The sequence below is a fragment of the Microbacterium sp. GW821-FHT01D02 genome, from assembly GCF_059422585.1.
The window spans coordinates 505,087-530,045 of sequence record NZ_JBWKXB010000001.1 but is presented as its reverse complement, the minus strand read 5'-3'; the positions used below and the strand labels follow the sequence as shown (position 1 = coordinate 530,045).

Here is a 24,959-nt window from a genome sequence, read left to right as displayed (position 1 = left end):
TCGGTGGTCCCGATTAGGCTGAGTGCATGCCCCAGACCGTCGCCGCTCCCTTCCCGTGGGCGGACGTGTGGGGGCAGGACGCCGCCGTCGACACGCTCCGCGCCGCGGCATCCGACCCCTCTGCGCTCTCGCACGCCTGGCTGATCACGGGCCCGCCCGGATCGGGGCGCTCGACCCTCGCCTACGCCTTCGCCGCCGCGCTGATCGCCGACAGCCCCGACGACGAGACCGTGATGCGCCAGGTGCTCGCCGGCACCCACCCCGATGTCACCGCCCTGCGCACCGACAAGGTGATCATCACGATCGCCGAGGCGCGCAGCCTGGTGGAGCGCTCGTACTTCGCCCCGTCCGCCGGACGATACCGGGTCATCGTGGTCGAAGATGCCGACCGCATGGTCGAGCGCACCTCCAACGTCCTGCTGAAGGCCCTCGAGGAGCCGCCGGAGCGGACAGTCTGGATCCTGTGCGCGCCCAGCGAGGCCGATCTGCTGCCGACCATCCGCTCCCGCGTGCGGTCGCTGCGGTTGCGGGAGCCCGACGTCGCGGATGTGGCCCGACTCATCACCCTGCGCACCGGGGTCGACGGGGCCGTCGCCGAGCAGGCCGCACGGCATGCGCAGCGCCACATCGGCATGGCTCAGCGGCTCGCCACCGACGACGCGGCCCGGCGGCGGCGCGACGAGACCCTCCGGTCGGTGCTCGGCGTCCGCGGTGTCGGTGACGCGGTCGAGGTCGCCGGGCGGATCATCCAGGCGGCGACCGAGGATGCGAAGGCGCTCACGGCCGAGCGTGACGCCGCCGAGCGCGCGTCGCTGCTGCACACGATCGGCATCGCCGAGGGACAGGCGGTACCGCCGGCGCTGCGCACGCAGCTGTCGGCCCTCGAAGACGATCAGAAGAAGCGGGCCACCCGCAGTCTGCGCGACGGGATCGACCGCGTGCTCACCGACCTGCAGTCGCTGTTCCGCGATGTCGTGATGCTGCAGTTCGGGCGCGACGACCTCATCAACAGCGAGCTGCGGTCGGAGTTGACCGACCTCGCGGCCGCCTGGTCCGAGGCCCGTACTCTTGTCGTACTTGACCACCTTGCCGAGACGCGGCAGTCGCTGGAGCGCAACGTCGCCCCTCTGCTCGCCCTGGAGAGCTTGCTCGTGACGATCACGAGCGGGAGGAAACCGTGAACGATCGACCGACTTCCCGCTTCCGTCGTGCCGCCGCGGTCGTCGCCGGCCTGGCCGCCGCCGCTGTGGCGCTCTCCGGCTGTCTGTACGCCGCGATCCCCGAGCAGTCCTCGCGGCCGTCGACGACCGCCGCGCCCGACACCGAGGGCGTCGCGGAAGACCTGCTGCCCTTCTACTCCCAGGAGCTGGAGTGGACCGACTGCGGTCCCGGCTTCGACTGCACCGAGGTCACCGCGCCGCTCGACTGGGAGAACCCGGGCGACGGCGACATCACCCTCGCCGTGGTCCGCCACCGCGCCGAGGGCACGCCCGTCGGGTCGCTGCTGACGAATCCGGGCGGCCCCGGTGCGAGCGGTATCGACCTCGTCCTGAACAACCTCAGCTTCGCGGTCGGCGCCGACCTCATCAAGAACTACGACGTGATCGGCTTCGACCCGCGCGGGGTCGGTGCGTCGACGGCTGTGACCTGCTACGACGCGCCGGAGATGGACGACTACCTGTACGGGATCCCGGCCGCCGCCCGCGGCACCGCGGAATGGGAGGCCGAGCTCCTCGCCGCGCACAAGGGCTTCGCCGAGGCCTGCGACGCGAACAGTGACGGCATCCTGCCCCACATCACCACGATCAATGCGGCCCGCGACATGGATCTGATCCGTGCCGTGCTGGGCGACAAGCAGCTGAACTACCTCGGCTACTCCTACGGCACGTTCCTCGGTGCGACCTACGCGAAGCTCTACCCGGAGAAGGCCGGGCGACTGGTCCTCGACGGCGCCATCGATCCGGCTGTCCCCGGGCTCGAGGTGGGTGCCACCCAGGCTCTCGGCTTCGAATCGGCGCTGCGCGCCTACATGAAGAGCTGCCTCGACTCCGGCGAGTGCCCCTTCAACGGCACCGTCGACGAGGCGATGGCCGACCTCGGCGCCCTGCTGGCGAGCGTCGACCGCACGCCCCTGAAGAACGGCGACGGACGTCTTCTGGGCGCGGACTCCCTGATGACGGGCATCATCGTCGCGCTCTACTCGCAGGACAGCTGGGGATACCTCACCCAGGCGCTCGACGAGGCGCTGCAGGGAGATCCCACATCGGCGTTCGTCCTCGCCGATTTCTACAACAAGCGCGACAAGAGCGGTGCCTACACCGACAACTCGACCGAGGCGTTCCGTGCCTACAACTGCATGGACTACCCGGTGGAGGACGACCCGGCTGCCGAGGCGGCCATCGACGCCAAGATCGCCAAGGGCGCACCGACCATCGCCCCGTACTGGAGCGGTCCGGACTCGTGCGAGGTGTGGCCCTACCCGCCTACCGGCACGCGCGGCGAGATCACGGCGGAGGGCGCCGGACCGATCCTGGTGATCGGGACGACGAACGACCCGGCGACGCCGTACGAGTGGTCGGAGTCGCTCGCGAACCAGCTCGAGGAGGGCGTCCTCATCACCCGGGTCGGCGAGGGGCACACCGGATACAACAAGGGCAACGTCTGCGTCGACGACGCCGTCGAGGCGTTCCTGCTCGATGACGTCGTGCCGGAAGACGGGCTCCGCTGCGAGTGATGCGGGCTCGATTCGCGAGCGAGCGCGAGACAGGGTAATATCGGTGATCGCGCCGCTCACGCGTCGCACGCCGCTTTAGCTCAGTCGGCAGAGCATTTCACTCGTAATGAAAAGGTCGTCAGTTCGATTCTGACAAGCGGCTCCATCCAGAGAAGGCCCCCGGTGATCCGGGGGCCTTTCCTGTTGCGACGGCGTACCCTCGAAGCATGAGCAGAGCGCTTCTCATCGTCGACGTGCAGAACGACTTCACCGAGGGCGGCGCACTCGCCGTCGCAGGCGGTGATGCGGTGGCCACCGCCGTCACGACGTTCCTGGCCGCGCACGCCGCGGACTATCAGGTGATCATCGCCTCGCGCGACTGGCACGATGCCGACGGCGACAACGGCGGACACTTCGCCGAGACCCCCGACTTCGTCGATTCCTGGCCGGTGCACTGCGTCGCCGACACCGACGGCGCCGCGTACGATCCGCTCCTGGTCACCACGTCCGTGACGCATCATGTCCGCAAGGGCCAGGGTCGGCCGGCGTACTCGATGTTCGAAGGTGAGACGGAGGCGGGGGAGACCGTCGGCGCGATCCTGACCGCTGCGGGTGTGCTGAGCGCCGACGTCGTGGGCATCGCGACGGATCAGTGCGTCCGCGCCTCCGCACTCGACGCCATCGCGCACGGTGTCCGCGTCCGCATCCTCACCGACCTCGTCGCCGGCGTGGCCCAGGAGCCGAGCGAGGCGGCGCTGGCCGAACTTGTGCACGCGGGAGCGGAGCTCGTCGAGAGCGTCGACGCGTGAGCCGCAGCGTCCTGCTGCTGCGGGCCGTGAACGTCAGCGGCCGCAACAGTGTCCCGATGGCCCGCCTCCGCGAGGTCCTCGCCGCCGAGACCGACCTGTCCGACGTGTCGACCTACATCGCCAGCGGAAACATCATCTGTCGGACGCCCCCGGACCCGGACGCCGCCTGTGCCTCCGTGCGCGCGGTGATCCACGACGAATTCGGCGTGGACACCCCGGTCATCCACCGGAGCCATGCGCAGCTGGTCTCGTCCGAGTCGGCGCAGCCGTTCCCCGAGGGTGACGTGAAGTTCGTCCACGCGATGTTCCTGGAGGGGCCGCCCTCGCCCGATGCGGTCGAGGCGCTCGAGCAGCGGCTTCTCCCGGCGGAGCGTCTCGCGCTCATCGGGAACGACCTGTGGATCGACTACGGCGCCGGCGGTGTGCACTCCACGAAGCTCACCAAGGCGGTGTTGGACCGTGCGCTCGGAGTGGCTGGGACGGCGCGAAACCTCCGGACGACCCGCACGCTCATCGAGCTGACCGGGTGAGCGCTCCGGACGTGGTCGAGCTGGCGCTGACCTTCACCGGGCGGTGGCTGGTGCAGAACAGTCCCGCATCCCGCATCCCGAGCCACGGCACCGAGCTGTTCGGCACGTCGCACGCGATCGACTTCGTGCCCGTGGGGGCGGATGGGCGCAGCGCGCCGCGCGGGGTGTCGAGCCTGATCGGCACGGAGGCGCCGGAGTCGTTCGTGGGGTTCGGGCGGCCGATCCTCAGCCCGGTCGCGGGCGAGATCGTGGCGGCCCATGACGGAGAGGTGGACCACGTCGCACGTCGATCCCCGCTGTCGCTCCTGGCCTACGCGCTCAGTCAGCGCTCGCGCATCCACGGCGGGGCTCCGGCGATCGCGGGGAATCACGTCGCGATCCGTATCGGCGGTGCCGTGGTGCTCCTCGCGCACCTGCGGCGAGGGAGCGTCCGGGTGCGCCAGGGGCAGGAGGTGGGGGTCGGTGATCTGCTGGGGGAGTGCGGCAACTCGGGCAACAGCACCGAGCCGCACGTGCACGTGCAGGTGTCGGATTCGCTGACGGCGGAGGCACGTGGTGTCCCGCTCGTCTTCGTGCGGCCGGACGGCGGGCGATGGCTTCCCCCGAACGGCGATGTCGTCGACGCCTGAGAGGTCGCTCGGATCAGGTCGGCGTGGCACCCAGCTCGGTGCTCAGCGCGAGCGGTGGCATGTGCGGGTGCGTCTGCACGTCGACGCGACGGGCGCCGCACTCGTCGCAGCGCACATAGAGCACGATGCCCTCGCTCGTCGGATGCCGGGACTCCACGAGCCAGGCGTGTTCGTGCGTCTGCGTGGCGGGCCGGATGCGGGGGATCGGGAGGGTGTTCAGCGAGGTCATGCATCCAGCGTGATGTAATGGTCTTATGCATCTCAACCCTTACGGCGAATACGCGGTGCTGCTCGCGGCCTCGCTGGCAGATGACTGGCCGGAGGACCGAGCCGGCATCGAGGAGCGCACCCTCGCACTCGGGATGACGCAGACGTTCCCGCCGGCCCCGGACGATCACGAGAAGGTGCGCGCCGTCATCGACGACTGGCTCGCGATCGTCGACGAGCCCGATCCCGACGCGCGGGCGCTGCTCCTCAACGCCCAGCTCGCCGCCGCGGCCGCCTATCCGCGCCTGACGAACCACGACGGCGAGGGCTGGCACCTCCACTACCGCGACGACGTTCCGTCGCTGCCTTACGTGCTGCGAGCGATCATCAGCCTCGGCACATCACTGCACCTCGTCACGCGGGGGATGAGCAGGCTGGGCCGGTGCCAGGCCGCACCGTGCACGAACGTCGTCGCGGACGTGACCCGCAACGGCCGTCAGCGCTTCTGCTCGGTGCGCTGCGCGAATCGGGCGGCCGTCCGACGGCACCGGGCCCGCGCCTGACGTTCCCGCCCGGGGATCAGGCGGTCTGGCCGGAGTGCTTCCCCTCGCCGATCTCCTCGACGAGCTTCGCGTTGAACGCCGGCAGGTCGTCGGGCGTGCGGCTGGAGACCAGGCCCTCGTCCACCACGACCTCCTCGTCCACCCAGGTCGCTCCGGCGTTGCGGAGGTCGGTGGTCAGGCTCGGGTAGCTGGTGAGCGTCCGACCGTCCACGACATCGGCCTCGATGAGGATCCAGGCGCCGTGGCAGATCACGCCCACCGGCTTGTGCTGCTCGAAGAAGGCTCGGGCCAGGGCGATGGAGGGCTTGTCGAGACGCAGATGGTCGGCGTTGACGACGCCGCCGGGGAGCACGAGCGCATCGAACTGATCGGCCGACGCATCGGCGGCCTGGAGATCCACGGCCTGCTCGTGGCCGTTCTTGCCGGTGATGGCCGCGCCGTCGGGGGCGATCAGCGTCGCGCTCGCTCCTGCTGCGGTCACGGCATCCCACGGGCTGGTGAGCTCGCTGTCCTCGAAGCCGTCCGTCGCGAGGAACGCCACTCGGTTGCCGGTGAGAGTCATGATTCATCCTTTCGTCGAGGGTCGTCCGCCGTTCTCGGGGACATCTCGACCCTCTCCCGATCGACGGAGGGAGTGAAGGGGGTGGCCGATCGGGAGGGGTGGTGATACAGGGGAACGGGCGGCGAATCAGTAGCATCCAGATATGCGTCTCCGTCCCGCCCTCGTCCTCCTGCCGATCCTCGTGCTCCTCGCAGGCTGCGCTCCCGAGCCGGCTCCGACCCCCACTCCGTCCGCGACCTCGTCGACGCCGGCTCCCACCCCGACGCCGACCGAGACGGCGACGGCCACACCAGGTCCGTCCGAGCCCGCGGCGAAGTTCACGACGAGTCAGCTCGTGACGCTCTGCACCGACCGAACCCGTGCGCTCGCACCGGACGCGAAGTATCTGGCCGACATGGCGACCACCGAGTGGCTCGCCGACGTGTCGCTCTGGTTCGTGGTCATCCCCAAGACGCTGGGCGACCAGGACAGCGTGGCCGTGTGCGCCATCGGCGGCACACCGGATGCACCGACCTTCGAGCTCGAAGGCGAATCGCTGCCCTCGGGCGTGGCCGAGATCCGCGACGAGCTTCTCGCCGGCAACTCCGGCGGCGGGGAGTAGGCGCGGGGCGATCAGCCGAGCTGGTCGAGGACGAGCTCTCCGCGCGCGTTGAGGTTCTCCATCATGTGCTCGATCCGCTTGGTGTCGATCACGGGCATCTTGGCGTTCTCGAAGGCGAAGACCAGCGGGATGCTCGGGTGCATCCAGATTGTCAGGCGGCCGGCCGGGTTCCTCTCGTCCGACAGCCAGGTCATCATGAAGCTCTCATGGCGACGCAGCTTCGTCCCGATCACGATCTTCAGGTGCGCCAGAGTGATGTCGTCGACGTCGATCGGCGGGCGAGCGCTGTTGTACTCGAGTGTTCCCATGAGGTGCACACTACTCGCCCGGAACATTCCCGGTGGACACGCGCTGCGGTGGGCCCCGTGGGGCTCGAACCCACGACCCGCGGATTAAAAGTCCGATGCTCTGCCAACTGAGCTAGAGGCCCCTGCAGGAAAGTCTAGTGCGCACGACGAGGGGCCGTCGGCGGCACAGCACCGCCGACGGCCCCTTTCCTTCCCGGAGATCCTCCCCCTGCTCCCGAGAAGGGCGCGTGCCGGGTGTCCTCCCACCCGGCCATCCCGTGCTTACTCAGCCGGGGGCATCAGGACCGAGTCGATGAGGTACACGGTCGCGTTCGCGGTCTGCACGCCACCGCAGATGACGTTGGCGTCGTTGACCTTCCACTCGTCGCCGCTGCCGGTGACCTCGAGGTCGGCACCCTGCACGGTGGTGTGCGTGCCGGCGATGTCGGCGGGCTCGATCTGGCCGGGGACCACGTGGTACGTCAGGATCGAGCTCAGCGTCGCGCTGTCGGTCTTGAGGGCCTCGATCGTGGCGGGGTCGATCTTCGCGAAGGCGTCATCCACCGGTGCGAAGACCGTGAACTCGCCGCCGTTGAGCGTGTCGACGAGGTCGACGTCCGGGTTGAGCTTTCCGCTCACCGCGGCGACCAGCGTGGTCAGCAGCGGGTTGTTGGATGCGGCGACGGCGACCGGGTCCTGGGACATGCCCTGGATCGAGCCTGCGCCGTCCGGCACGGCGTCGGCGTAGGCCGCGCAGCCGGGGCCGACGAGGTTCGCGGCCGGGTCCATCTCCATGGGCGTCGACTCCGACGTCTCGGGAGCCTTCGTCTCGGTGGAATCGTCCGTGGTGCTGCCGCTGCCCATGGAACAGGCGGAGAGCAGGAACGCGCTCGCCAGGCCGAGGGTGATTGCCGCGGTGACCTTCTTCTTGGTGCTGAACATGTCGAGCTCCTTCAGAACTGAGCCACGGCCTCTCCGTGGCGTCGAGGGCTGTTCGGAGCACTCTCGGGATCGGATGGGAGAAATCTGAGAAATCTCCGAATCCGTTCGGATCCAATCCGATGACGCCCCCGGAGCGAACAGCTCCTGACAGAAGTGGGGACCTCATGGACCTGATCATCATCGGCCTGCTCGGCGGGCTCATCACCGGCATCTCGCCGTGCATCCTGCCCGTGCTTCCCGTGATCTTCCTCACCGGTGGCGCGCAGTCCGCGAAGTACGACGACGAGGTGGTGCCCGCCCGACGCAGCCGGCCCTACTTCGTGATCGCGGGGCTGGTGCTGAGCTTCACGCTCGTCACGCTCGGCGGTTCCCTGCTGCTCGGACTGTTGAACCTGCCGCAGGACATCATCCGCTGGGTCGGCATCGCCGTCCTGGTCGTCATCGGCGTCGGCCTCATCGTGCCGCGCTTCCAGCACATCCTCGAGCGTCCCTTCCAGCGGTTCGGGCAGCGCGAGGTGAAGAACCGGGGGAGCGGCTTCGGCGTCGGCCTGGCGCTCGGCGCCGTGTTCGTCCCCTGCGCCGGCCCGGTGCTGGCCGCCATCATCGTCGCGGGTTCGACGGGACAGATCGGTATCGGCACCGTGCTGCTCACCGTCTCCTTCGCGATCGGCGTGGCAGTGCCGCTGCTCATCTTCGCGCTCGCCGGTCGCAGCGTCGTCGAGCGCATCCGCTCCTTCCGGTCGAAGGAGCGCGGACTCCGCATCGCCGCGGGCATCGCGATGATCGCGCTCGCCGTCGGCCTGGTGTTCAACGTGCCGCAGGCACTGCAGCGGCTTCTTCCCGACTACACCGCGCCCCTGCAGGAGCAGATCGCCGACTCCGACCAGGTGAAGGATGCGCTGGATCTCGGCGGACTCGTCAACGAGGAGAACAAGGACCTCGACAAGTGCACCAACGGCGCGGAGGAGCTCGAGTCGTGCGGCACCGCGCCCTCGATCAAGGGCATCCAGGAGTGGCTCAACACGCCGAACGGCGAGGCCCTCGACCTGAAGGATCTGCGCGGCCAGGTGGTCCTGATCGACTTCTGGGCGTACTCCTGCATTAACTGCCAGCGGTCGCTGCCGCACGTCGTGGCCTGGGACAAGGCCTATCGCGACGCGGGGCTCCAGGTGATCGGCATCCACTCTCCGGAGTACGCGTTCGAGAAGGATCCCGGGAACGTCGCCGCCGGTGCTCGTGACTTCGGCATCGACTATCCCGTCGCGCTGGACAACAACCTGTCGACGTGGACGAACTACCGCAACCGGTACTGGCCCGCCCACTACCTGATCGACGCGGAGGGCACCGTCCGCCACATCTCGTTCGGCGAGGGCAACTACGCCGCCACCGAGTCCATGATCCGCGAGCTGCTGAAGGATGCGGACCCGTCCGTGAAGCTTCCGGCGGCGACGGACGTCGCGGACGACACCCCCGACGTCGGATCCACGACCAGGGAGACCTTCCTCGGATCCTCCAAGGACGTGAACTACGGCGGCGGTGGCGAATACCGGAGAGGGACGAACACCTACGCGTTCCCGAAGGATCAGCCCGCCGACAGCTTCGCCCTCGACGGCGACTGGACGATCGAGACGCAGTACGCGACGCCGGAAGGTGGCGACGGGGAGATCAACCTCGAGTACCACGCCGCCGAGGTCCGGATCGTGGTCGCCGGAACGGGTGACATCGTGGTGCGGCGCGACGACGGCTCGAAGGAGACGATCGCGATCGACGGGACACCGCGCTCGTATGAGCTGCTCAAGCAGAAGGACATCGACGAGGGCGCCCTCACGCTCGAGGTGCCGGCCGGCATCCAGGTCTATTCCTTCACGTTCGGGTGACGTCTGCGCGCGATCGGGGAGGAGATACGGCATGCTGGTGGAGATGGTCATCGATGGATTCGACGTTCCCGAGGACGGCGCGACGCAGGATGCTGTCGCCGACCTCCTCGTCCGCGTCGCCTCCGGTGATCAGGGTGCCTTCGCGGCCCTCTACGACACCCTCTCCTCCCGCGTGTTCGGCCTCATCCTCCGGGTGCTGGTCAACCGCGCACAGAGCGAGGAGGTGCTCCAGGAGGTGTTCCTGGAGATCTGGCAATCCGCTTCGCGCTTCGCTCCGAACAGAGGACAGGGACGAGCGTGGATCATGACGATCGCTCATCGTCGGGCCGTCGATCGGGTGCGTGCATCGCAGTCGAGCGCCGACCGGGATGTGCGGGCGGGGTTCAAGGACATCGGCGTCGCGCACGACAGTGTCGCGGAGCAGGTGGAACTGGGCATCGAAGGCGAGAAGGTCGTGGATGCACTCTCGGGGCTTCCCGAGGTGCAGCGCGAAGCACTCGTCCTCGCATACTACGGCGGTTACTCTCAGAACGAGATCGCGGCCCTCGTGGGGGCGCCGCTGGGGACGATAAAGACACGGATGCGAGACGGGCTCACCCGTCTGCGCACGGCGATGGGGGTGACGGCATGAACGAGAAGGACTTCGCAGAGCTCGCGGCAGGTGCCGCGCTGCACTCGCTCTCGGCGGACGACGAGCGCCGCTTCCGCGCAGCGCTCGCCGAGCACCCCGAGTGGCGGTCGATCGCCGAGGCGGATGCCGCGTCGGCGGGCCTCCTCGCCGACGCCGCCGCGCCCACCCCGCCGCCCGCATACCTCCGCTCGGCGCTGCTCGCACAGATCGCCGAGACGCCGCAGTCCGTCGTTCCGGAGACGGATGACGGGGCGCCGCTGACATCGCCGGCCGATGAGCCGACCATCGAGTCGGCCGACGAGCTGACCAACGAGGCCGTCCCGAAGCCCCGCCGCTGGGCGCGGACCGTCTTCGCGCTCGCCGCCTGCCTCGCCGTGCTGGTGGGCGTGGGCATCGGTGCGGTCACCCTGAACGAGCAGCTGAACCGTCCCGCGAGCGTCGTCGCGCTGCAGGAGATCGAGTCGGCCGGAGACGCCGAGCAGGCGACCGTCGCCCTCGACGACGGGGGCACCGCGACCGCGCACTGGTCGGCCTCCGCCGGCAAGGCCGTGCTGGTCGCCGACGGCCTCCCGAACCCGGGTGAGGGGCAGACGTACGAGCTGTGGTTCGTGCGTGGCGATGCTCCGGTCTCGGCGGGCGTCTTCGACGTCGACGGCGGCGATGCCACGGCGCTCCTCGCGGGTGACATGCAGGCCGGTGACGCGATCGCCGTGACGGTCGAGCAGGCCGGGGGCTCGCCGACGGGGCAGCCCACGACCGACCCGGTCATCGTCATCCCCACCGCCTGAGCACGACTGATCGCGCGTACCCTGGAGGGATGCCCGAGCAGCACCACCGCCCTGTGCGACGACCGACGAGCGCCTTCGACAACATCGTCGGTGCGCACGATCCCGCCGAGGAGACGCGGGTGGCGCATGCCACCGCCTCCGCCCTGCTGACCCGTGTCCGCGCGGACGAGAGCGGGGCGAGCGCCGAGCGGCTGGTCGCCTTCACCGCGGAGCACGGCATCGACGAGATCGCCGAGCTGTGGTCGAAGGCCCCGTCCCGCACGCTGCCGGGGTCCCTGTGGCGGCTGTACGTGCTGCAGCTCGCGATCCACGCCGACCCTCGCACGGCCGCTCTGCTGTACGACCGCGGACGGGTCGAGCTGCCGTCGGCGGACGCCGTGATCGCCGGGGCACCGGTGCCGGCGAGTCCGGACGAGCTCGTCGCCCTCATCGACACGATCCTCCGTGGCGCTTTCCGCGGAGACTTCGCGGTGGCCCTCGACCGCGCGGCCGCCTTCTGTCGGGTGCAGGCCTCGGGCGCGACCCATGCCGCCGACGACTACGAGCCGACCGAGCCCGCACGGGCCAGCGAGCTGACCACGCGGGCGCTGCGGCTGAGCAGCTATGCGCAGGATCTCGCGGCGGCCGCCGTGCTCTGGCGGATGGACGCACTGGCCTGAGCGGACCCGCTGCGCGAGTGGCCGCGTCCGGGAATGAGAAGACCGGGCCGCAAGAACGCCTCTCGGCGGAAGGCCGCTCGCAGCGGCAAAAAATGGAGCCCGGGGTTATGCGGCCCGGCCGTTCAATTGTAACGCGATGCAGCGCCGGGTATTCCCGCCCTCTAGGCTCGGATCATGACCGCGCGCTTCGCACTCATGATCGATCCGGTGGCCGCCGAGGAGCAGCGCGCCGACTACGCCGACACGTTCACGCAGGTCGATGCCGCGGCTCCGGCGCTCAGCGTCGGCGAGCTGAGCACCCAGCGCGGTGACGGCGTGTTCGAGTCGATCGGCGTCGTCGACGGGCATGCGCAGGAGGTCGTCCCGCACCTGGAACGGCTCGCGCACTCGGCGCGCCTGTGCGACCTCCCGGTGCCGAACCTCACCCAGTGGCGTCAGGCCGTCGACCGCGCGGCCGCCCAGCTCGGTGCGGGCGAGTCCGTCATCAAGCTCATCCTCAGCCGCGGCGTCGAGCACGGGCCCACCCCGACCGCGTGGGTGACGGCGGCACCGGCTGCCGACTTCTCCACGGTGCGGGAGAACGGCGTGCGGGTGGTCACGCTGGACCGTGGCTACGACCTCGGAGCGGCCGAGCGGGCGCCCTGGCTGCTGCTGGGGGCCAAGACCCTGTCCTACGCGGTGAACATGGCCGCGCTGCGCGAGGCCCACCGTCGCGGGGCGGACGATGCGATCTTCCTGTCGAGCGACGGCTTCGTGCTCGAGGCGCCGACCGCGTCGCTCATCCTGCGCTTCGGCGACCGTTTCGTCACGCCGGCGCCCAACGGCGGCATCCTGCACGGCACGACGCAGCTCAGCGTGTACGAGCACCTCGCGGAGCAGGGGTTCGAGGTCGGGTACGACCGCATCCCGGCATCGGATCTGGCGCGGGCGGATGCCGCGTGGCTCGTGTCGAGCGTCCGGCTCGCCGCGGCCATCACCGCCGTCGACGACGACTCCCTCCCGGTCGACCACACCCTCACGGCACAGCTGAACCGGTACCTGCTCTCCCCGCGCGACTGAGGCCTCACCTCCGAGGCGCTCAGGCGAAAAGGGCCCGGAAACCGAAGTTCCCAGGCCCTGAATCGTCGTGCTCAGCTCATCCGAAGCGGCCGGAGACGTAGTCCTCGGTGGCCTGCACGGACGGCGTGGTGAAGATGCTCGTGGTGTCGTCGTACTCGATGAGCTTGCCGGGCTTGCCGGTGCCGGCGATGTTGAAGAACGCGGTCTTGTCGGACACGCGGCTCGCCTGCTGCATGTTGTGCGTGACGATCACGATCGTGAACTCGTTCTTGAGCTCCCCGATCAGCTCCTCGATCGCGTAGGTCGAGATGGGGTCGAGGGCCGAGCAGGGCTCGTCCATCAGCAGCACCTGCGGCGACACCGCGATGGCACGGGCGATGCACAGACGCTGCTGCTGTCCGCCGGAGAGACCCGAGCCGGGCTTGTCGAGACGGTCCTTGACCTCGTTCCAGAGGTTCGCACCGGTCAGCGACTTCTCGACCAGGGCTTCCTGGTCGCTCTTCGACATGCGGCTGTTGTTGAGCTTCACGCCGGCGAGGACGTTCTCCTTGATCGACATCGTGGGGAACGGGTTCGGGCGCTGGAACACCATGCCCACCTGGCGGCGCACGAGCACGGGGTCGATGCCGGGGCCGTAGAGGTCCTTGCCGTCGAGCAGCACCTCGCCCTCGACGCGGGCGCCCGGGATGACCTCGTGCATGCGGTTGAGCGTGCGCAGGAAGGTGGACTTGCCGCAGCCGGAGGGGCCGATGAAGGCCGTGACGCTACGGGGCTGGATGTCGAGGGAGACGCCCTCCACGGCGAGGAAGTCGCCGTAGTAGACGTTCAGGTCGTTGACTTCGATGCTCTTGGACACTGCGGTTCCTTGCTTGTCGGGTCGAGGCTCAGCGGCCGGTCTTGGGGGCGAAGATCTTCGCGACGAGCCGCGCGATCAGGTTGAGCAGCATGACGATGATGATGAGCGTCAGGGCGGCGGCCCACGCGCGTTCGACATAGGCCTCCGCGGGGATGCCCTGGTACGCGTACTGCGAGTACGTGAACACCGGGAGCGTCTGCATACGGCCGCTGAAGAGGTTGTAGTTCATCGCGTCGGTGAAGCCGGCCGTGAGGAGCAGCGGGGCCGTCTCGCCGATCACGCGGGAGATGGCGAGCATCACACCCGTCGTGATGCCGGCGATCGAGGTCGGCAGGACCACCTTGACGATCGTGAGCCACTTCGGCACGCCGAGTGCGTAGGACGCCTCGCGGAGCTCGTTCGGCACGAGGCGCAGCATCTCCTCGGTCGAGCGCACCACGACCGGGATCATGAGCACAGCCAGCGCCACCGAGCCCGCGATGCCCATGCGGACACCCGGGCCGAAGATGAGCGCGAACAACGCGTACGCGAACAGACCCGCGACGATGGAGGGGATGCCGGTCATGACGTCGACGAGGAAGGTGATGGTGCGGGCCATGCGGCCGCCCTTGCCGTACTCGACGAGGTAGACGGCCGTCATCAGGCCGATCGGGATCGAGATGATCGCGGCGGCGAGGGTGACCAGGAGCGTGCCGATGATGGCGTGCAGGGCACCGCCGCCCTCGCCCAGGACACCGCGCATCGAGGAGGAGAAGAAGAGCCCGTCGAAGCGGGCCACGCCGTTGGCGACCACGGTGATGGCGACGGAGACCAGCGGCACCATCGCGATCGCGAAGGCCGAGGTGACGATACCGGTGATGAGGCGGTCGAGGGCCTTGCGCGAGCCTTCGATGATGCGCGACATCACGTAGATGAGCACCAGGTAGATGACGGCGCCGAGGACCACGGAGCCGGCGATGTTGAGGTCGGATCCGCTGGCGAGGGCCTCGAGCGCGAAGGGCGTGAAGCCGATCAGCAGCGACAGCCCGAGAAGCGCCCAGGGCGCCCAGCGGGGGAGGTGTCCGGAGCTGAGGGACAGCTGGGTGGGAGCGGCGCTCGCCGTGCGAGCCGTTTCGGGGGCGGTAACGGTCATGTCAGTTCGCTCCCGAGAATTCCTTGCGGCGGTTCACGAACCAGCGTGCGAGAGCGTTCACCGCGAACGTCACGACGAACAGGATCAGACCGGTCGCGATGAGGATGTTGATGTTGACCTGGTACGCCTCCGGGAACGTCAGCGCGATGTTCGCGGCGATCGTGGAGGGGTTCGTGGAGGTGAGCAGTTCGAACGTGACGGCCTTGCTCACCGAGAGGACCATGGCGACGGCCATGGTCTCACCGAGCGCGCGGCCGAGGCCCAGCATGGAGGCGGAGACGATGCCGGAGCGGCCGAAGGGCAGCACGGCCATCCGCACCATCTCCCAGCGCGTGGCGCCGAGAGCGAGGGCCGCCTCTTCGTGGAGGCGGGGGGTCTGCAGGAAGATCTCGCGGCAGATCGCGGTGATGATCGGGACGACCATGACCGCGAGCACCATGGCGGCGGTGAGGATCGTGCGCCCCGTGGGGGAGACGACACCGCCGAAGAAGGGGATCCACGACGCGTTCGTGTTCAGCCAGACGTAGATCGGCTGGACGGCGGGTGCGAGGACCAGGATGCCCCAGAGGCCGAACACGACCGAGGGGACGGCCGCCAGGAGGTCGACGATGTAGCCGAGGCCCTGGGCGAGGCGTCGCGGGGCGTAGTGCGTGATGAACAGCGCGACGCCGAGCGACAGCGGCACCGCGAGGAGGAGGGCCAGGAAGGCCGCCCACACGGTTCCGAAGAGGAGCGGGCCGACGTAGTCCCAGAAGTTCGTCTTGAGGAGCGAGGCGTCTTCGGCGGTCGCCGTGAACGCGGGGATGGACTGAACGATGAGGAAGATCGCGACCGCGGCCAGCGTGATCATGATCATGGATCCGGCGGCGACCGCCGTGCCGGAGAACCAGAGGTCACCGGCGCGCTTCTTCGCGACGATGCGCGTCGACGCCGGCGAGGTCGTGGCTGTCATGGGAGCTGCTTCCTGCTCAGTGGAGATCGGGTGTCTGACGCGAGCAGACGGTCTCCGGGACGCCGCGAGGCATCCCGGAGACCGTCACTGACTCACTTGATGAGGTCGATCGCAGCCTGGGCCTGCGTGCGCAGGTCGTCCGAGATCGGGGCGCTGCCGGCGTTGGTCGCGGCGACGTCCTGGCCCTCGGCGCTGATCGCGGTGGTGAAGAACGCCTTGGTCAGAGCGGCGACGTTCTCGTCCTCGTACTCGGTGCAGCCGATGAGGTAGCTGACGAGGAGCACGGGGTACGCGCCGTCGGCGGTCGTGGTGCGGTCGATCGCGAAGGCGAGGTCGCCGGCGGTGCGGCCCTCCTCGATCTTCGAGGCGTCGAGCGTGGCGGCGGCACCCTCGGCGGAGTGCGGGACGAACTTGTCGCCGACCTTGACGTTGACCGACGAGAAGTCGGCGGCCTGCGAGGAGTCGATGTAGCCGATGAGGCCCTGTCCGCCCTTGACGGCGTTGGCGACGCCCGAGGTCTTCTCGGCGGACTCGCCGGCGAGGTCGGCCGGCCACTCCTCGACGCTGCCCGCGGTCCAGACGTCACCGGCGGTCTGCGCGAGGTAGTCGGTGAAGTTGCCCGTGGTGCCCGACTTGTCGGAGCGGTGCACCGGCGTGATGGCGAGGTCGGGGAGCTTGGCGTCGGGGTTGTCCTTGGCGATCGCCGGGTCGTTCCACTTGGTGATCTTGCCCGCGAAGATCGACGCGATGGTCGTCGGGTCGAGGTTCAGCTCGTCCACGCCGTCCAGGGAGAAGACGATGGCGATCGGGGAGACGTAGGCCGGGATCTCGACGAGGTCGGATCCGTCGACGCACGCACCGAAGCCGCCCGCGGCGATCTCGTCGGTCTTGAACGCGCGGTCGGAGCCGGCGAAGTTCACAGCGCCCTGCTGGAACGACTCGCGGCCGCCACCCGAGCCCTGCGGGTCGTACTCGACCTGGGCGTCGGGGTTGGTCTTCTGGAACTCGGCGGTCCACGCCTGGATGGCGACCTGCTGCGAGGACGCGCCTGCGCCGACCAGGGAGCCGCTGACGGCTGCCGCGCTGGAGGTGGGCTCCTCGGTGGAACCGGTGCCGCCTTCGTTCGCGGCACAGCCGGCGAGGGCGAGAGCGGCCACGGCGCCGATGGCGCCGATTCGTGCGATTCGGGAGATCTTCACTGTGGATCCTTCGATCATGGATGGGTGGGGCCCGGTGCAGGGCACACAGTGACGCTATGGGCGACGGTTAACGAGACTCTCCCGAGCAGGTGAACGGCAGGTGAACGACGGGCGACTCTCTGGGGTGCGCCCGCGAGAAATCAGGGGTGCGTCAGACCTTGGGGATGTGTGTCTCGATCGCGATGATGCCCGAGCCGGGGTTCGTGGCCGACAGATGCACGACGGAGAATGCCGCCGGCTCCAGGTCCGAGGCGCTGCCGAGATACGAGCCGTGGACGGTGCCGGTGGCCAGGGCGATCTCCGACAGCAGGGCGGGGAGCACCGGTCCGTGGCTGCACAGCACAGCCGGCTTGCCGGCACGGACCCGTCGTCCGACGATGCTGCGCAGGTCGGCGACGCCGTCCTCCCAGGCGTCCTGACTGATCTTCTCGGTCTTCACGGGTTTGCGATCGAGGGCCTTCGCGAGGGGGGTGACCGTCTCGACGCAGCGCACGGCATCACTGGTGACGATCTTCCGCACGCCGAACGCGCGCAGCGGGCCGACGATGGATTTCGCCTGCTTGCGGCCGCGGTCGGTCAGCGGTCGTGCGGCGTCCGACAGGTCCCAGTCCGAGCGGGACATGGCCTTCGCGTGCCGCAGCGCGATCACGGGGAAGGTGCGGAGCACGCCGTCGTCGACGAGGTTGGAGAAGAAGTCGAGGATCTCCAGGTCGACGGGGTAGCTGAGACGCGAGCGAGCCTTCTTGACGCTGACCCACTCCAGTGCCGCGATCTCCCGATTCGGCACGAAGGTCGATTCGCGGATCGCGTCATCGGTCGCCTCCGCGGCCCAGTAGTGGACCACCTTCTGCTTCTGGGAGGCGAGGTAATACCTGCTGACGCCGACCGGCACGCCGAGCGAGACGCGGATGCCGGTCTCCTCGTGTACCTCGCGCACGGCGGTCTCGGCGAGCATCTCGCCCGGGTCGACCTTGCCCTTGGGCAGCGTGATGTCGCGGTACTTGGTGCGGTGGATCAGCAGGATCCGCAGCTTACCCTCGACGATGCGCCACACCACGGCCCCGGCCGCGTACACGGCCTTGTCCGCCCACTTCGGCCGCGTGGCCGTGTCGGGCGGGAGCTGCAGCTGCCGCCCGGTCATCGAACCGCCCGTGCGCGACGTCGCCGCTGGATCAACCCCATGGTCTTATCCTGCAGGTCGATCAGCGGCTTGCCGTCGGCGCTCACGGCGTGGCGCTCCCAGACGCCGCCGGCGCCGAGATGCCAGGACGAGGTCCCGTCGTCCATCGCGAGGTCGAAGAACGCCTGCAGCTCCTTGAGGTGGGCGGGGTCGGTGACCCGCACCAGCGCCTCCACGCGACGGTCGAGGTTGCGGTGCATCATGTCGGCGCTGCCGATGTACACCTGCGGGTCTCCGGCGTTCTCGAACGTGAAGATCCGCGAGTGCTCGAGGTAGCGGCCGAGAATGCTGCGCACCGTGATGTTGTCGCTGATGCCCTCGAGGTCGGTGCGCAGGCTGCAGATGCCGCGCACCCAGACGTCGACCTTCACCCCGGCGGCGCTCGCACGGTAGAGCGCGTCGATGATCTCCTCGTCGACCATCGAGTTCACCTTGATGCGGATGTGCGCGGGGATCCCGGCCTCGGCGTTCCGGCGCTCGGCGTCGATCTGGCGGACGAGCCCCTTCCGCAGGTGGAGCGGAGCCACGAGGAGGCGCTTGAACTTCTTCTCGATCGCGTAGCCGCTGAGCTCGTTGAAGAGCCGCGTGAGGTCCTTGCCGACCTGCGCGTCGGCGGTGAACAGTCCGAAGTCCTCGTAGATGCGACTGGTCTTCGGGTTGTAGTTTCCGGTGCCGACGTGCGAGTAGTGGCGCAGCGTCCCCTCTTCCTCGCGGATCACGAGGGCGAGCTTGCAGTGCGTCTTCAGGCCGACGAGGCCGTACACGACGTGCACGCCGGCCTTCTCGAGCTTGCGGGCCCAGACGATGTTGTTGGCCTCGTCGAACCGGGCCTTCACCTCGACCAGCGCGAGCACCTGCTTCCCCGCCTCCGCCGCGTCGATCAGCGCCTGCACGACGGGGCTGTCGCCCGAGGTGCGGTACAGGGTCTGCTTGATGGCGAGCACGTGCGGGTCGCGGGCCGCCTGTTCGAGGAATGCCTGCACGCTGGTCGTGAACGACTCGTACGGGTGGTGCACGAGGACGTCGGACTTGCGGATCGCCTTGAAGATGTCGGCGCGGTTGCTCGAGCCCGCAGGCTGGAAGGCCACGGCCGTGGTGGGGAGGTGCGGCGGGTAGCGCAGATCCGGACGGTCGATGCGGGAGAGGTCGAACAGCCCGCGCAGGTCGAGCGGGCCGGGGAGGCGGTAGACCTCCAGGTCGGTGATGTCGAGCTCCCGGACCAGCAGGTCCATCGTGACCTCGTCCATGTCGTCCGTGATCTCGAGACGGATCGGCGGGCCGAAGCGGCGGCGCAGCAGCTCCGCCTCCAGCGCCTGGATGAGGTTCTCGCTCTCGTCCTCCTCGATCTCCACGTCCTCATTGCGGGTGAGGCGGAAGGCGTGGTGGTCGAGCACCTCCATGCCCGGGAACAGGTCGCCGAGGTGGTTGGCGATCAGCTCCTCCAGGCGCAGGAAGCGCTTGATCTCGCCGCCACCGGGCACCTCCACGAAACGGGGGAGCATGGGCGGCACCTTGAGGCGCGCGAACTCCTGGCGACCCGTGCGGGCGTTGCGGATGCGGATCGCGAGGTTCAGCGACAGACCGGAGATGTACGGGAACGGATGGGCCGGGTCCACGGCGAGCGGCATCAGCACCGGGAAGACCTGGAGCTGGAAGTACTCGGACAGCGCGGAGCGCTCGTCGTCGGTCAGCTCGGACCAATCGGTGATCTCGATGCCGGAGTCGGCCAGGGCCGGGCGCACGAGCGAGGTCCAGGCCTCCGCGTGACGCAGCTGCAGGGCGTGGGCCTCGCGGGAGATGTCGGCCAGTGCGTCGACGGGCGAGCGGCCGATGTTCGTCGGCACGGCGAGGCCGGTCATGATGCGGCGCTTGAGTCCGGCGACGCGGACCATGAAGAACTCGTCGAGGTTGCTGGCGAAGATCGCCAGGAAGTTCGCCCGTTCGAGCTCGGGCAGCGACGGATCCTCGGCGAGCTCGAGCACGCGCTGGTTGAACGCGAGCCAGCTCAGCTCCCGATCCAGGTAGCGGTGGTCCGGGAGCTGGGAGTCGGGCGACTCGATGGCGTCGAAGTCGTCGTCTTCGGCGTCACCGAGGCCGGCGTCGGCGAGTGCGGGATCGATCATGGGGTACATCTAAGCACCGAGAGGTGACGCGCGTGTGAACGGAGTCGTTCCTCAGCCGGCCGCGACGAGGCTGTCGTCCTCGTTGACGTTGAACCGATAGCCGACGTTGCGCACCGTGCCGATGATCTGCTCCTGGTCGCCGAGCTTCGCCCGGAGCCGTCGCACGTGCACGTCGACCGTGCGGGTGCCGCCGAAGTAGTCGTAGCCCCAGACCTCGCTGAGCAGCTGCTCGCGGGTGAACACTCGGGACGGGTGGGTGGCCAGGAAGTGCAGCAGCTGGAACTCCTTGTAGGTGAGGTCCAGCGGTCTGCCGCGGAGCTTCGCGGAGTAGGACTGCTCGTCGATCGTGACGCCGGACGCCTGCACGCGCGCGGGCTCGGCGACCTCGTCGCGCCTGGCCAGCGCGAGACGGAGGCGGGCGTCGATCTCGGCGGGGCCCGCCGTGACGAGCAGCACGTCGTCGATGCCCCAGTCGCCGGAGAGGGCGCTCATGCCGCCCTCCGTGACCACCAGCAGCAGCGGCGCGTCCTGACCGGTGGCCCGCAGCAGACGGCAGAGGGACTTCGCGGCGACCAGATCGTGACGGCCGTCGACGATCACGACGTCGTACTCCGGGGCGTTCACGAGCTGCGACGGCTCGGCCGGGATCTGGCGCGCACGATGGCTCAACAGCTCCAGGGCGGGTAGGACCTGCTCCGAGAGCGGAGCGTTGGTCAGAACCAGGACCAGGGCCACGCGCACTCCTCACCGACGCGGATCGACGTCGTGCCGCCATGATACCGGGAGCGGATGCGCAACAATGGTGTCATGACGGAACCAGCACTCGCACCGCGCAACGCATCCGTCGGTGTGGTCGTCGTGTGGGCGACGGCGTTCGTCGCGACCGTCGCGATCGGCATCTTCGTCCCGGAGGAGTGGCGCGTCCCCTGGATGCTCGTGGGCTTCGGCGGCGTCGTGCTGCTGTCGTTCGCGGTGCAGCTCTGGTACGGCCGCACGCAGGGATTCATCTTCCGGGTGGCGAGCAGCGTCACCGGCGCCCTGCTGCTGATGGGGCTCATCTCGGTCGGATTCGGCCTCGCGGCCCTGATCCCCTCCTGACTCTCCTCACCCCGGGCGTGGCGCGGTAAGGTGGAGCACATGGACATCATGGCGCTCGAAATCTTCTTCATCGGCCTGCTGGGCCTCGCGAGCCTCGCTATCGTCTTCGTCTCGGCAGTGGTGCTGCGCAACCTCTTCCGCGGCCAGCGCTGACGCGATCGTGATCGAGCTGCCCACCGACCTCCCGGCCGATCTCGCCCCGCTCTCGTGGCTGATCGGCGTGTGGGAGGGCACCGGCGTCATCGACTATCCCGTCGGTGAGGAGCGCCTGCAGGGCGAGTTCACCCATCGGGTCAGCTTCAGTCATGACGGCGGCCCGTTCCTCAACTACTCGGGCACGGCGACCTTCCTGACCGAAGACGGAGCCCCGGCGGCAGCGCTGCTCGCCGAGACCGGCTTCTGGCGCCTCGCCCGTCCGGCGACCGAGGCGGATGCCGGTCCCGCGCTGCTTCCGCCGACGGCGCCCGCGGTCACCCGCACCGTCGACGACGTCGAAGAGTTGCGCGCACCGAGCGGCGGCTTCCCGATCGAGGTGTCGGTCGCCCACGCCGACGGCGCGCTCGAGCTCTACATCGGCGAGATCAACGGTCCCCGCATCGACATCGCGTCGGATGCGGTCGTGCGCAGTGCGGGTGCGAAGGTGCACACGGCGTCGTCGCGCATGTACGGCCTCGTCGACGGTCACCTGCTGTGGGCATGGGACATCGCCGCGCTCGGCACCCCGCTGCGCTCGCACGCGTCGGCTCGCCTGGCGAAGGTCTGACATGCGCGGCTTCCGCCAGATCGACGGCGCCGTCGCGGACGGCGACCTGATCGCGCATTTCGGCGATGCCTTCCGCGAGCAGCGGCGTCTCGCCGACGGCGCGGCTCTCGTTCCCCTCGGCGACCGCACCGTGATCGAGGTCGCCGGACCGGAGCGGCTGAGCTGGCTCGACTCGATCACCTCGCAGTCGGTCGGCCGTCTCGCGCCGGGGGAGAGCACCGAGCTTCTGGTGCTCGACCCGCAGGGCCGCGTCGAGCACGCGGCCGGTGTCCTGGACGACGGTGCGTCGACCTGGCTCATCGCCGATGCCGGTGACGCCGAGGCGCTCGCCGGGTGGCTGACCCGCATGAAGTTCCGCACCCAGGCCACGGTCGAGCTCCGGTCCGACCTGGCGCTGGTCGGCTACATCGACGGTGGAGCCGTCGCATCGGCCGCAGCCGCCGCGGCATTCGCGCCCCAGGGGATGCCCCTCGTCTGGGCCGACCCCTGGCAGCGGATCAGCGCCGGAGGACACCAGTACGCCGAGGTCGCCGAGCATCCCGCCGCCGACTTCGCCTGGCGGATCGCGATCCTGACGGACGAGGGAGCGGATGCGCTCGTCACGACGCTCGACCGCGATGCGCTCGCGGGTCTCCTCGCCGCCGAGGCGCTGCGCGTCGCGGCCTGGCGCCCGCGCTGGGCGACCGAGGTCGATGACCGCTCGCTGCCGCACGAGTCCGACTGGATCCGCAGCGCCGTGCATCTGAACAAGGGCTGCTACCGCGGGCAGGAGACGGTCGCCAAGGTGCACAACCTCGGGCACCCGCCGCGTCGTCTCGCCGCCCTCCACCTCGACGGCAGCGATGCGGTCCTCCCCGAGGTCGGCGCGCCGGTGTTCGCGGGCGACGACGAGATCGGTCACGTCACCTCGGTGGCGCGTCATCACGAAGACGGTCCGATCGCGCTCGCCATCCTCTCGCGCCGTGCACCCGTCGGCGACCTCGTGGTGCGTGCCGACGGCATCGACATCGCGGCGTCCCAGCAGGTCATCGTGCCGGCTGACGCCGGTGCCGTGGCGGACATCCCGCGTCTCACGCGGCTGTCCCGGCGCCCGTCCGCGCCGGACCCGCGCGACGCCGGCGCCGCGAGCTGAGACTCAGTCGGAGCGGGGAGCGACGGCGGCCCAGGGCAGCGTGAGCTCGCCCAGCCGCCAGCGGGTGCGCCCGCCGAGCACCGGCCAGCCCTGATCGCGCAGCGCGGTCACAGCCGCCAGGAAGCGTTGCGTGGCGCCGAACGTCGACAGCGGCGCCGCCCGATCCCACTCGCGGTCGAGTTCGATGAGCAGAGCGTGGATGCGCTCACCGGGGACGTTGCGGTGGATCAGCGCCTTGGGCAGACGCTCCGCGACGATGCTCGGCCGCTCCAGGTCGGCGAGTCGGAGGGAGATCGTGAAGCGCAGCGGCGCCGCCTGCGCGTCGACGTCGATCCAGCTCGAGACGCGACCGATCTCGTCGCAGGTGCCCTCGAACAGCAGCCCTCCGGGAGCGAGGCGCGAGGCCATCCGGGACCAGGCGTCGGGCACGTCCCGCTCGTCGTACTGACGCAACACGTTCATGGCGCGGATCACTGCGGCCCTGCGCCCATCGGGCAGCGGCACCTCGAAGCCGCCGCGGGCGAAGGACACGGGCAGGTCGCGGGCGAAGGGCGTGCGTCCCGCGCGCACCTCGCCCAGCTGCGCGTCGGCCGTCGCCACACGGGCGGGGTCGATCTCGAGTCCGCGCACCTCGACGTCGTCGCGCACGCGGACCAGGCGCGTGGCGAGCTCGAACGCCGTGACGCCGCTCGCGCCGTAGCCGAGGTCGACGACCAGCGGATCGGATGCGCGGCGCAGCGCGTCGCTCGCCGCGATCCAGCGGTCGTTGCGCCGTAGCCGGTTCGTCCCCGTGGTGCCGCGGGTCGGCCGACCGAGGGGAGATGACGCCATGTCTCCATCCTCCCAGGATCCGACTCGGCTCCCGGCCGCGCGCGGATAAACTGGCCCCATGACTGCGACGCGTACCCTCATCCTGCTCCGCCACGGCCGAAGCGAGTGGAACGAACTGAACCTCTTCACCGGCTGGGTGGACGTCCGCCTCAACGAGCAGGGCGAGAAGGAGGCCCGCCGCGGCGGCGAGCTGCTCGCCGAGTCCGGCATCCTGCCCGATGTGCTGCACACCTCGCTGCTGAGCCGTGCGATCCAGACAGCGAACATCGCGCTCGACGCCGCCGACCGCCTGTGGATCCCCGTGACCCGCTCCTGGCGCCTCAACGAGCGTCACTACGGTGCGCTCCAGGGCAAGGACAAGGCGCAGACGCTCGAGGAGTTCGGTCCTGAGCAGTTCCAGCTGTGGCGCCGCTCGTTCGACGTGCCGCCGCCCGTGCTCGACGACGAGAGCGAGTTCAGCCAGGTCAATGACGTCCGCTACGCGGGCATCGACGGCGAGGTGCCACGCACCGAGTCGCTCAAGCTCGTCATCGACCGTCTGCTGCCGTATTGGGAGAGTGCGATCGTTCCCGACCTCGAGGCCGGCAAGACGGTGCTCGTCACGGCGCACGGCAACTCGCTGCGCGGACTCGTGAAGCACCTCGAGGGCATCAGCGACGACGACATCGCCGAGCTGAACATCCCGACCGGCATCCCGCTCGTCTACGAGCTCGACGAGAACAACGTCCCCACCGGACCGGGCCGCTACCTCGACCCCGAGGCCGCCGCCGCCGGTGCCGCCGCCGTCGCGGCCCAGGGCAAGAAGTAAGGCCCGACACCCCGGGCACACGCCGAAA

Annotated in this window: 28 protein-coding genes and 2 tRNA genes; 17 read left to right on the top strand and 13 right to left on the bottom strand. The window is 69.4% G+C overall.

All coding sequences use genetic code 11. The features are described from left to right. Positions 1–26: 26 nt before the first annotated feature. From AC07VM_RS02570 to AC07VM_RS02545, 6 genes are all read left to right on the top strand, one after another. On the top strand, positions 27–1,181 hold the full coding sequence (locus AC07VM_RS02570; protein ID WP_267415540.1) for a DNA polymerase III subunit delta': 1,155 nt from the start codon (positions 27–29) through the stop codon (positions 1,179–1,181). Beyond that, positions 1,178–2,734, top strand: a complete 1,557-nt coding sequence (locus tag AC07VM_RS02565) for an alpha/beta hydrolase (protein ID WP_494909873.1) — start codon at positions 1,178–1,180, stop codon at positions 2,732–2,734. Before AC07VM_RS02570 ends, AC07VM_RS02565 begins: the two co-directional genes overlap by 4 nt. Before the next feature lie 69 nt (positions 2,735–2,803). Beyond that, a tRNA-Thr gene (locus AC07VM_RS02560) sits at positions 2,804–2,879 on the top strand. 61 nt (positions 2,880–2,940) lie between these two features. Then, positions 2,941–3,522, top strand: a complete 582-nt coding sequence (locus AC07VM_RS02555; RefSeq protein WP_494909872.1) for an isochorismatase family protein — start codon at positions 2,941–2,943, stop codon at positions 3,520–3,522. After that, positions 3,519–4,052: a DUF1697 domain-containing protein gene (locus AC07VM_RS02550; protein ID WP_494909871.1), complete on the top strand. Its 534-nt coding sequence runs from the start codon at positions 3,519–3,521 to the stop codon at positions 4,050–4,052. Before AC07VM_RS02555 ends, AC07VM_RS02550 begins: the two co-directional genes overlap by 4 nt. Beyond that, positions 4,049–4,681: a M23 family metallopeptidase gene (locus tag AC07VM_RS02545; protein WP_494909870.1), complete on the top strand. Its 633-nt coding sequence runs from the start codon at positions 4,049–4,051 to the stop codon at positions 4,679–4,681. Before AC07VM_RS02550 ends, AC07VM_RS02545 begins: the two co-directional genes overlap by 4 nt. 13 nt (positions 4,682–4,694) lie before the next feature. Here AC07VM_RS02545 and AC07VM_RS02540 read toward each other — a convergent pair whose 3' ends face one another. After that, on the bottom strand, positions 4,695–4,910 hold the full coding sequence (locus tag AC07VM_RS02540; protein WP_494909869.1) for a hypothetical protein: 216 nt from the start codon (positions 4,908–4,910) through the stop codon (positions 4,695–4,697). A gap of 25 nt (positions 4,911–4,935) precedes the next feature. Here AC07VM_RS02540 and AC07VM_RS02535 point away from each other — a divergent pair, with 25 nt between their 5' ends. Further along, positions 4,936–5,451: a CGNR zinc finger domain-containing protein gene (locus AC07VM_RS02535; protein ID WP_267415534.1), complete on the top strand. Its 516-nt coding sequence runs from the start codon at positions 4,936–4,938 to the stop codon at positions 5,449–5,451. 16 nt (positions 5,452–5,467) lie between these two features. On the opposite strand, the gene AC07VM_RS02530 is transcribed toward AC07VM_RS02535, so the two are convergent. Continuing rightward, positions 5,468–6,013, bottom strand: a complete 546-nt coding sequence (locus AC07VM_RS02530) for a type 1 glutamine amidotransferase domain-containing protein (RefSeq protein WP_267415533.1) — start codon at positions 6,011–6,013, stop codon at positions 5,468–5,470. Between the two features lie 142 nt (positions 6,014–6,155). Here AC07VM_RS02530 and AC07VM_RS02525 point away from each other — a divergent pair, with 142 nt between their 5' ends. After that, on the top strand, positions 6,156–6,614 hold the full coding sequence (locus AC07VM_RS02525) for a hypothetical protein (RefSeq protein WP_267415532.1): 459 nt from the start codon (positions 6,156–6,158) through the stop codon (positions 6,612–6,614). An 11-nt stretch (positions 6,615–6,625) separates the two neighbouring features. On the opposite strand, the gene AC07VM_RS02520 is transcribed toward AC07VM_RS02525, so the two are convergent. The 3 genes from AC07VM_RS02520 to AC07VM_RS02510 form a co-directional block, all read right to left on the bottom strand. After that, positions 6,626–6,922: a DUF7882 family protein gene (locus AC07VM_RS02520; RefSeq protein ID WP_267415531.1), complete on the bottom strand. Its 297-nt coding sequence runs from the start codon at positions 6,920–6,922 to the stop codon at positions 6,626–6,628. Positions 6,923–6,971: 49 nt separating this feature from the next. Beyond that, a tRNA-Lys gene (locus AC07VM_RS02515) sits at positions 6,972–7,044 on the bottom strand. Positions 7,045–7,183: 139 nt separating this feature from the next. Next, complete coding sequence (locus AC07VM_RS02510; protein ID WP_494909868.1) at positions 7,184–7,843, bottom strand: fasciclin domain-containing protein; 660 nt, start codon at positions 7,841–7,843, stop codon at positions 7,184–7,186. A gap of 164 nt (positions 7,844–8,007) precedes the next feature. Here AC07VM_RS02510 and AC07VM_RS02505 point away from each other — a divergent pair, with 164 nt between their 5' ends. The 5 genes from AC07VM_RS02505 (at position 8,008) to AC07VM_RS02485 (ending at position 12,857) form a co-directional block, all read left to right on the top strand. Next, positions 8,008–9,720: a cytochrome c biogenesis protein DipZ gene (locus tag AC07VM_RS02505; protein ID WP_494909867.1), complete on the top strand. Its 1,713-nt coding sequence runs from the start codon at positions 8,008–8,010 to the stop codon at positions 9,718–9,720. A 31-nt stretch (positions 9,721–9,751) separates the two neighbouring features. Continuing rightward, positions 9,752–10,351, top strand: coding sequence for an ECF RNA polymerase sigma factor SigK (gene sigK / locus AC07VM_RS02500; protein ID WP_267415528.1), 600 nt, complete (start codon positions 9,752–9,754; stop codon positions 10,349–10,351). Further along, a complete protein-coding gene (locus tag AC07VM_RS02495; protein ID WP_494909866.1) occupies positions 10,348–11,139 on the top strand; it encodes an anti-sigma factor in 792 nt (263 codons plus the stop codon). Before sigK ends, AC07VM_RS02495 begins: the two co-directional genes overlap by 4 nt. 29 nt (positions 11,140–11,168) lie before the next feature. Beyond that, positions 11,169–11,798, top strand: a complete 630-nt coding sequence (locus tag AC07VM_RS02490) for a DNA-directed RNA polymerase subunit beta (RefSeq protein ID WP_267415526.1) — start codon at positions 11,169–11,171, stop codon at positions 11,796–11,798. Positions 11,799–11,972: 174 nt separating this feature from the next. Beyond that, positions 11,973–12,857, top strand: a complete 885-nt coding sequence (locus AC07VM_RS02485) for an aminodeoxychorismate lyase (protein WP_494909865.1) — start codon at positions 11,973–11,975, stop codon at positions 12,855–12,857. Positions 12,858–12,933: 76 nt separating this feature from the next. Here the strand turns inward: AC07VM_RS02485 and pstB are convergent, their stop codons facing one another. From pstB to AC07VM_RS02450, 7 genes are all read right to left on the bottom strand, one after another. Continuing rightward, positions 12,934–13,713 carry a phosphate ABC transporter ATP-binding protein PstB gene (pstB, locus tag AC07VM_RS02480; protein WP_267415524.1) on the bottom strand — a complete coding sequence of 260 codons (780 nt, stop codon included), beginning with the start codon at positions 13,711–13,713 and terminating at the stop codon, positions 12,934–12,936. 28 nt (positions 13,714–13,741) lie between these two features. After that, on the bottom strand, positions 13,742–14,845 hold the full coding sequence (pstA, locus tag AC07VM_RS02475; protein WP_267415523.1) for a phosphate ABC transporter permease PstA: 1,104 nt from the start codon (positions 14,843–14,845) through the stop codon (positions 13,742–13,744). Position 14,846: 1 nt separating this feature from the next. Beyond that, positions 14,847–15,797 (bottom strand): phosphate ABC transporter permease subunit PstC, encoded by a 951-nt coding sequence (gene pstC / locus AC07VM_RS02470; RefSeq protein WP_267415522.1) that lies wholly within the window; start codon positions 15,795–15,797, stop codon positions 14,847–14,849. Positions 15,798–15,889: 92 nt separating this feature from the next. After that, positions 15,890–16,996, bottom strand: a complete 1,107-nt coding sequence (gene pstS / locus AC07VM_RS02465) for a phosphate ABC transporter substrate-binding protein PstS (RefSeq protein ID WP_267415521.1) — start codon at positions 16,994–16,996, stop codon at positions 15,890–15,892. A 151-nt stretch (positions 16,997–17,147) separates the two neighbouring features. Then, complete coding sequence (locus AC07VM_RS02460; protein WP_494909863.1) at positions 17,148–18,137, bottom strand: NUDIX hydrolase; 990 nt, start codon at positions 18,135–18,137, stop codon at positions 17,148–17,150. Beyond that, on the bottom strand, positions 18,134–20,299 hold the full coding sequence (locus tag AC07VM_RS02455) for an RNA degradosome polyphosphate kinase (protein ID WP_267415519.1): 2,166 nt from the start codon (positions 20,297–20,299) through the stop codon (positions 18,134–18,136). Before AC07VM_RS02455 ends, AC07VM_RS02460 begins: the two co-directional genes overlap by 4 nt. A gap of 51 nt (positions 20,300–20,350) precedes the next feature. Next, entirely contained in the window at positions 20,351–21,034 is a 684-nt protein-coding gene (locus AC07VM_RS02450) for a winged helix-turn-helix transcriptional regulator (protein WP_267415518.1), read from the bottom strand. 72 nt (positions 21,035–21,106) lie between these two features. On the opposite strand from AC07VM_RS02450, the gene AC07VM_RS02445 reads away from it, so the two are divergent. From AC07VM_RS02445 to ygfZ, 3 genes are all read left to right on the top strand, one after another. Next, a complete protein-coding gene (locus AC07VM_RS02445) occupies positions 21,107–21,397 on the top strand; it encodes a hypothetical protein (RefSeq protein WP_267415517.1) in 291 nt (96 codons plus the stop codon). A gap of 160 nt (positions 21,398–21,557) precedes the next feature. Beyond that, positions 21,558–22,160, top strand: coding sequence for a heme-binding beta-barrel domain-containing protein (locus AC07VM_RS02440; RefSeq protein ID WP_267415516.1), 603 nt, complete (start codon positions 21,558–21,560; stop codon positions 22,158–22,160). A gap of 1 nt (position 22,161) precedes the next feature. Then, positions 22,162–23,292: a CAF17-like 4Fe-4S cluster assembly/insertion protein YgfZ gene (ygfZ, locus tag AC07VM_RS02435; RefSeq protein WP_494909861.1), complete on the top strand. Its 1,131-nt coding sequence runs from the start codon at positions 22,162–22,164 to the stop codon at positions 23,290–23,292. Positions 23,293–23,295: 3 nt separating this feature from the next. On the opposite strand, the gene AC07VM_RS02430 is transcribed toward ygfZ, so the two are convergent. Continuing rightward, entirely contained in the window at positions 23,296–24,123 is an 828-nt protein-coding gene (locus AC07VM_RS02430; protein ID WP_494909860.1) for a class I SAM-dependent methyltransferase, read from the bottom strand. Positions 24,124–24,181: 58 nt separating this feature from the next. Between AC07VM_RS02430 and AC07VM_RS02425 the strand changes: the two genes are divergently transcribed. Beyond that, complete coding sequence (locus tag AC07VM_RS02425) at positions 24,182–24,931, top strand: phosphoglyceromutase (RefSeq protein ID WP_267415512.1); 750 nt, start codon at positions 24,182–24,184, stop codon at positions 24,929–24,931. Positions 24,932–24,959: the final 28 nt, after the last annotated feature.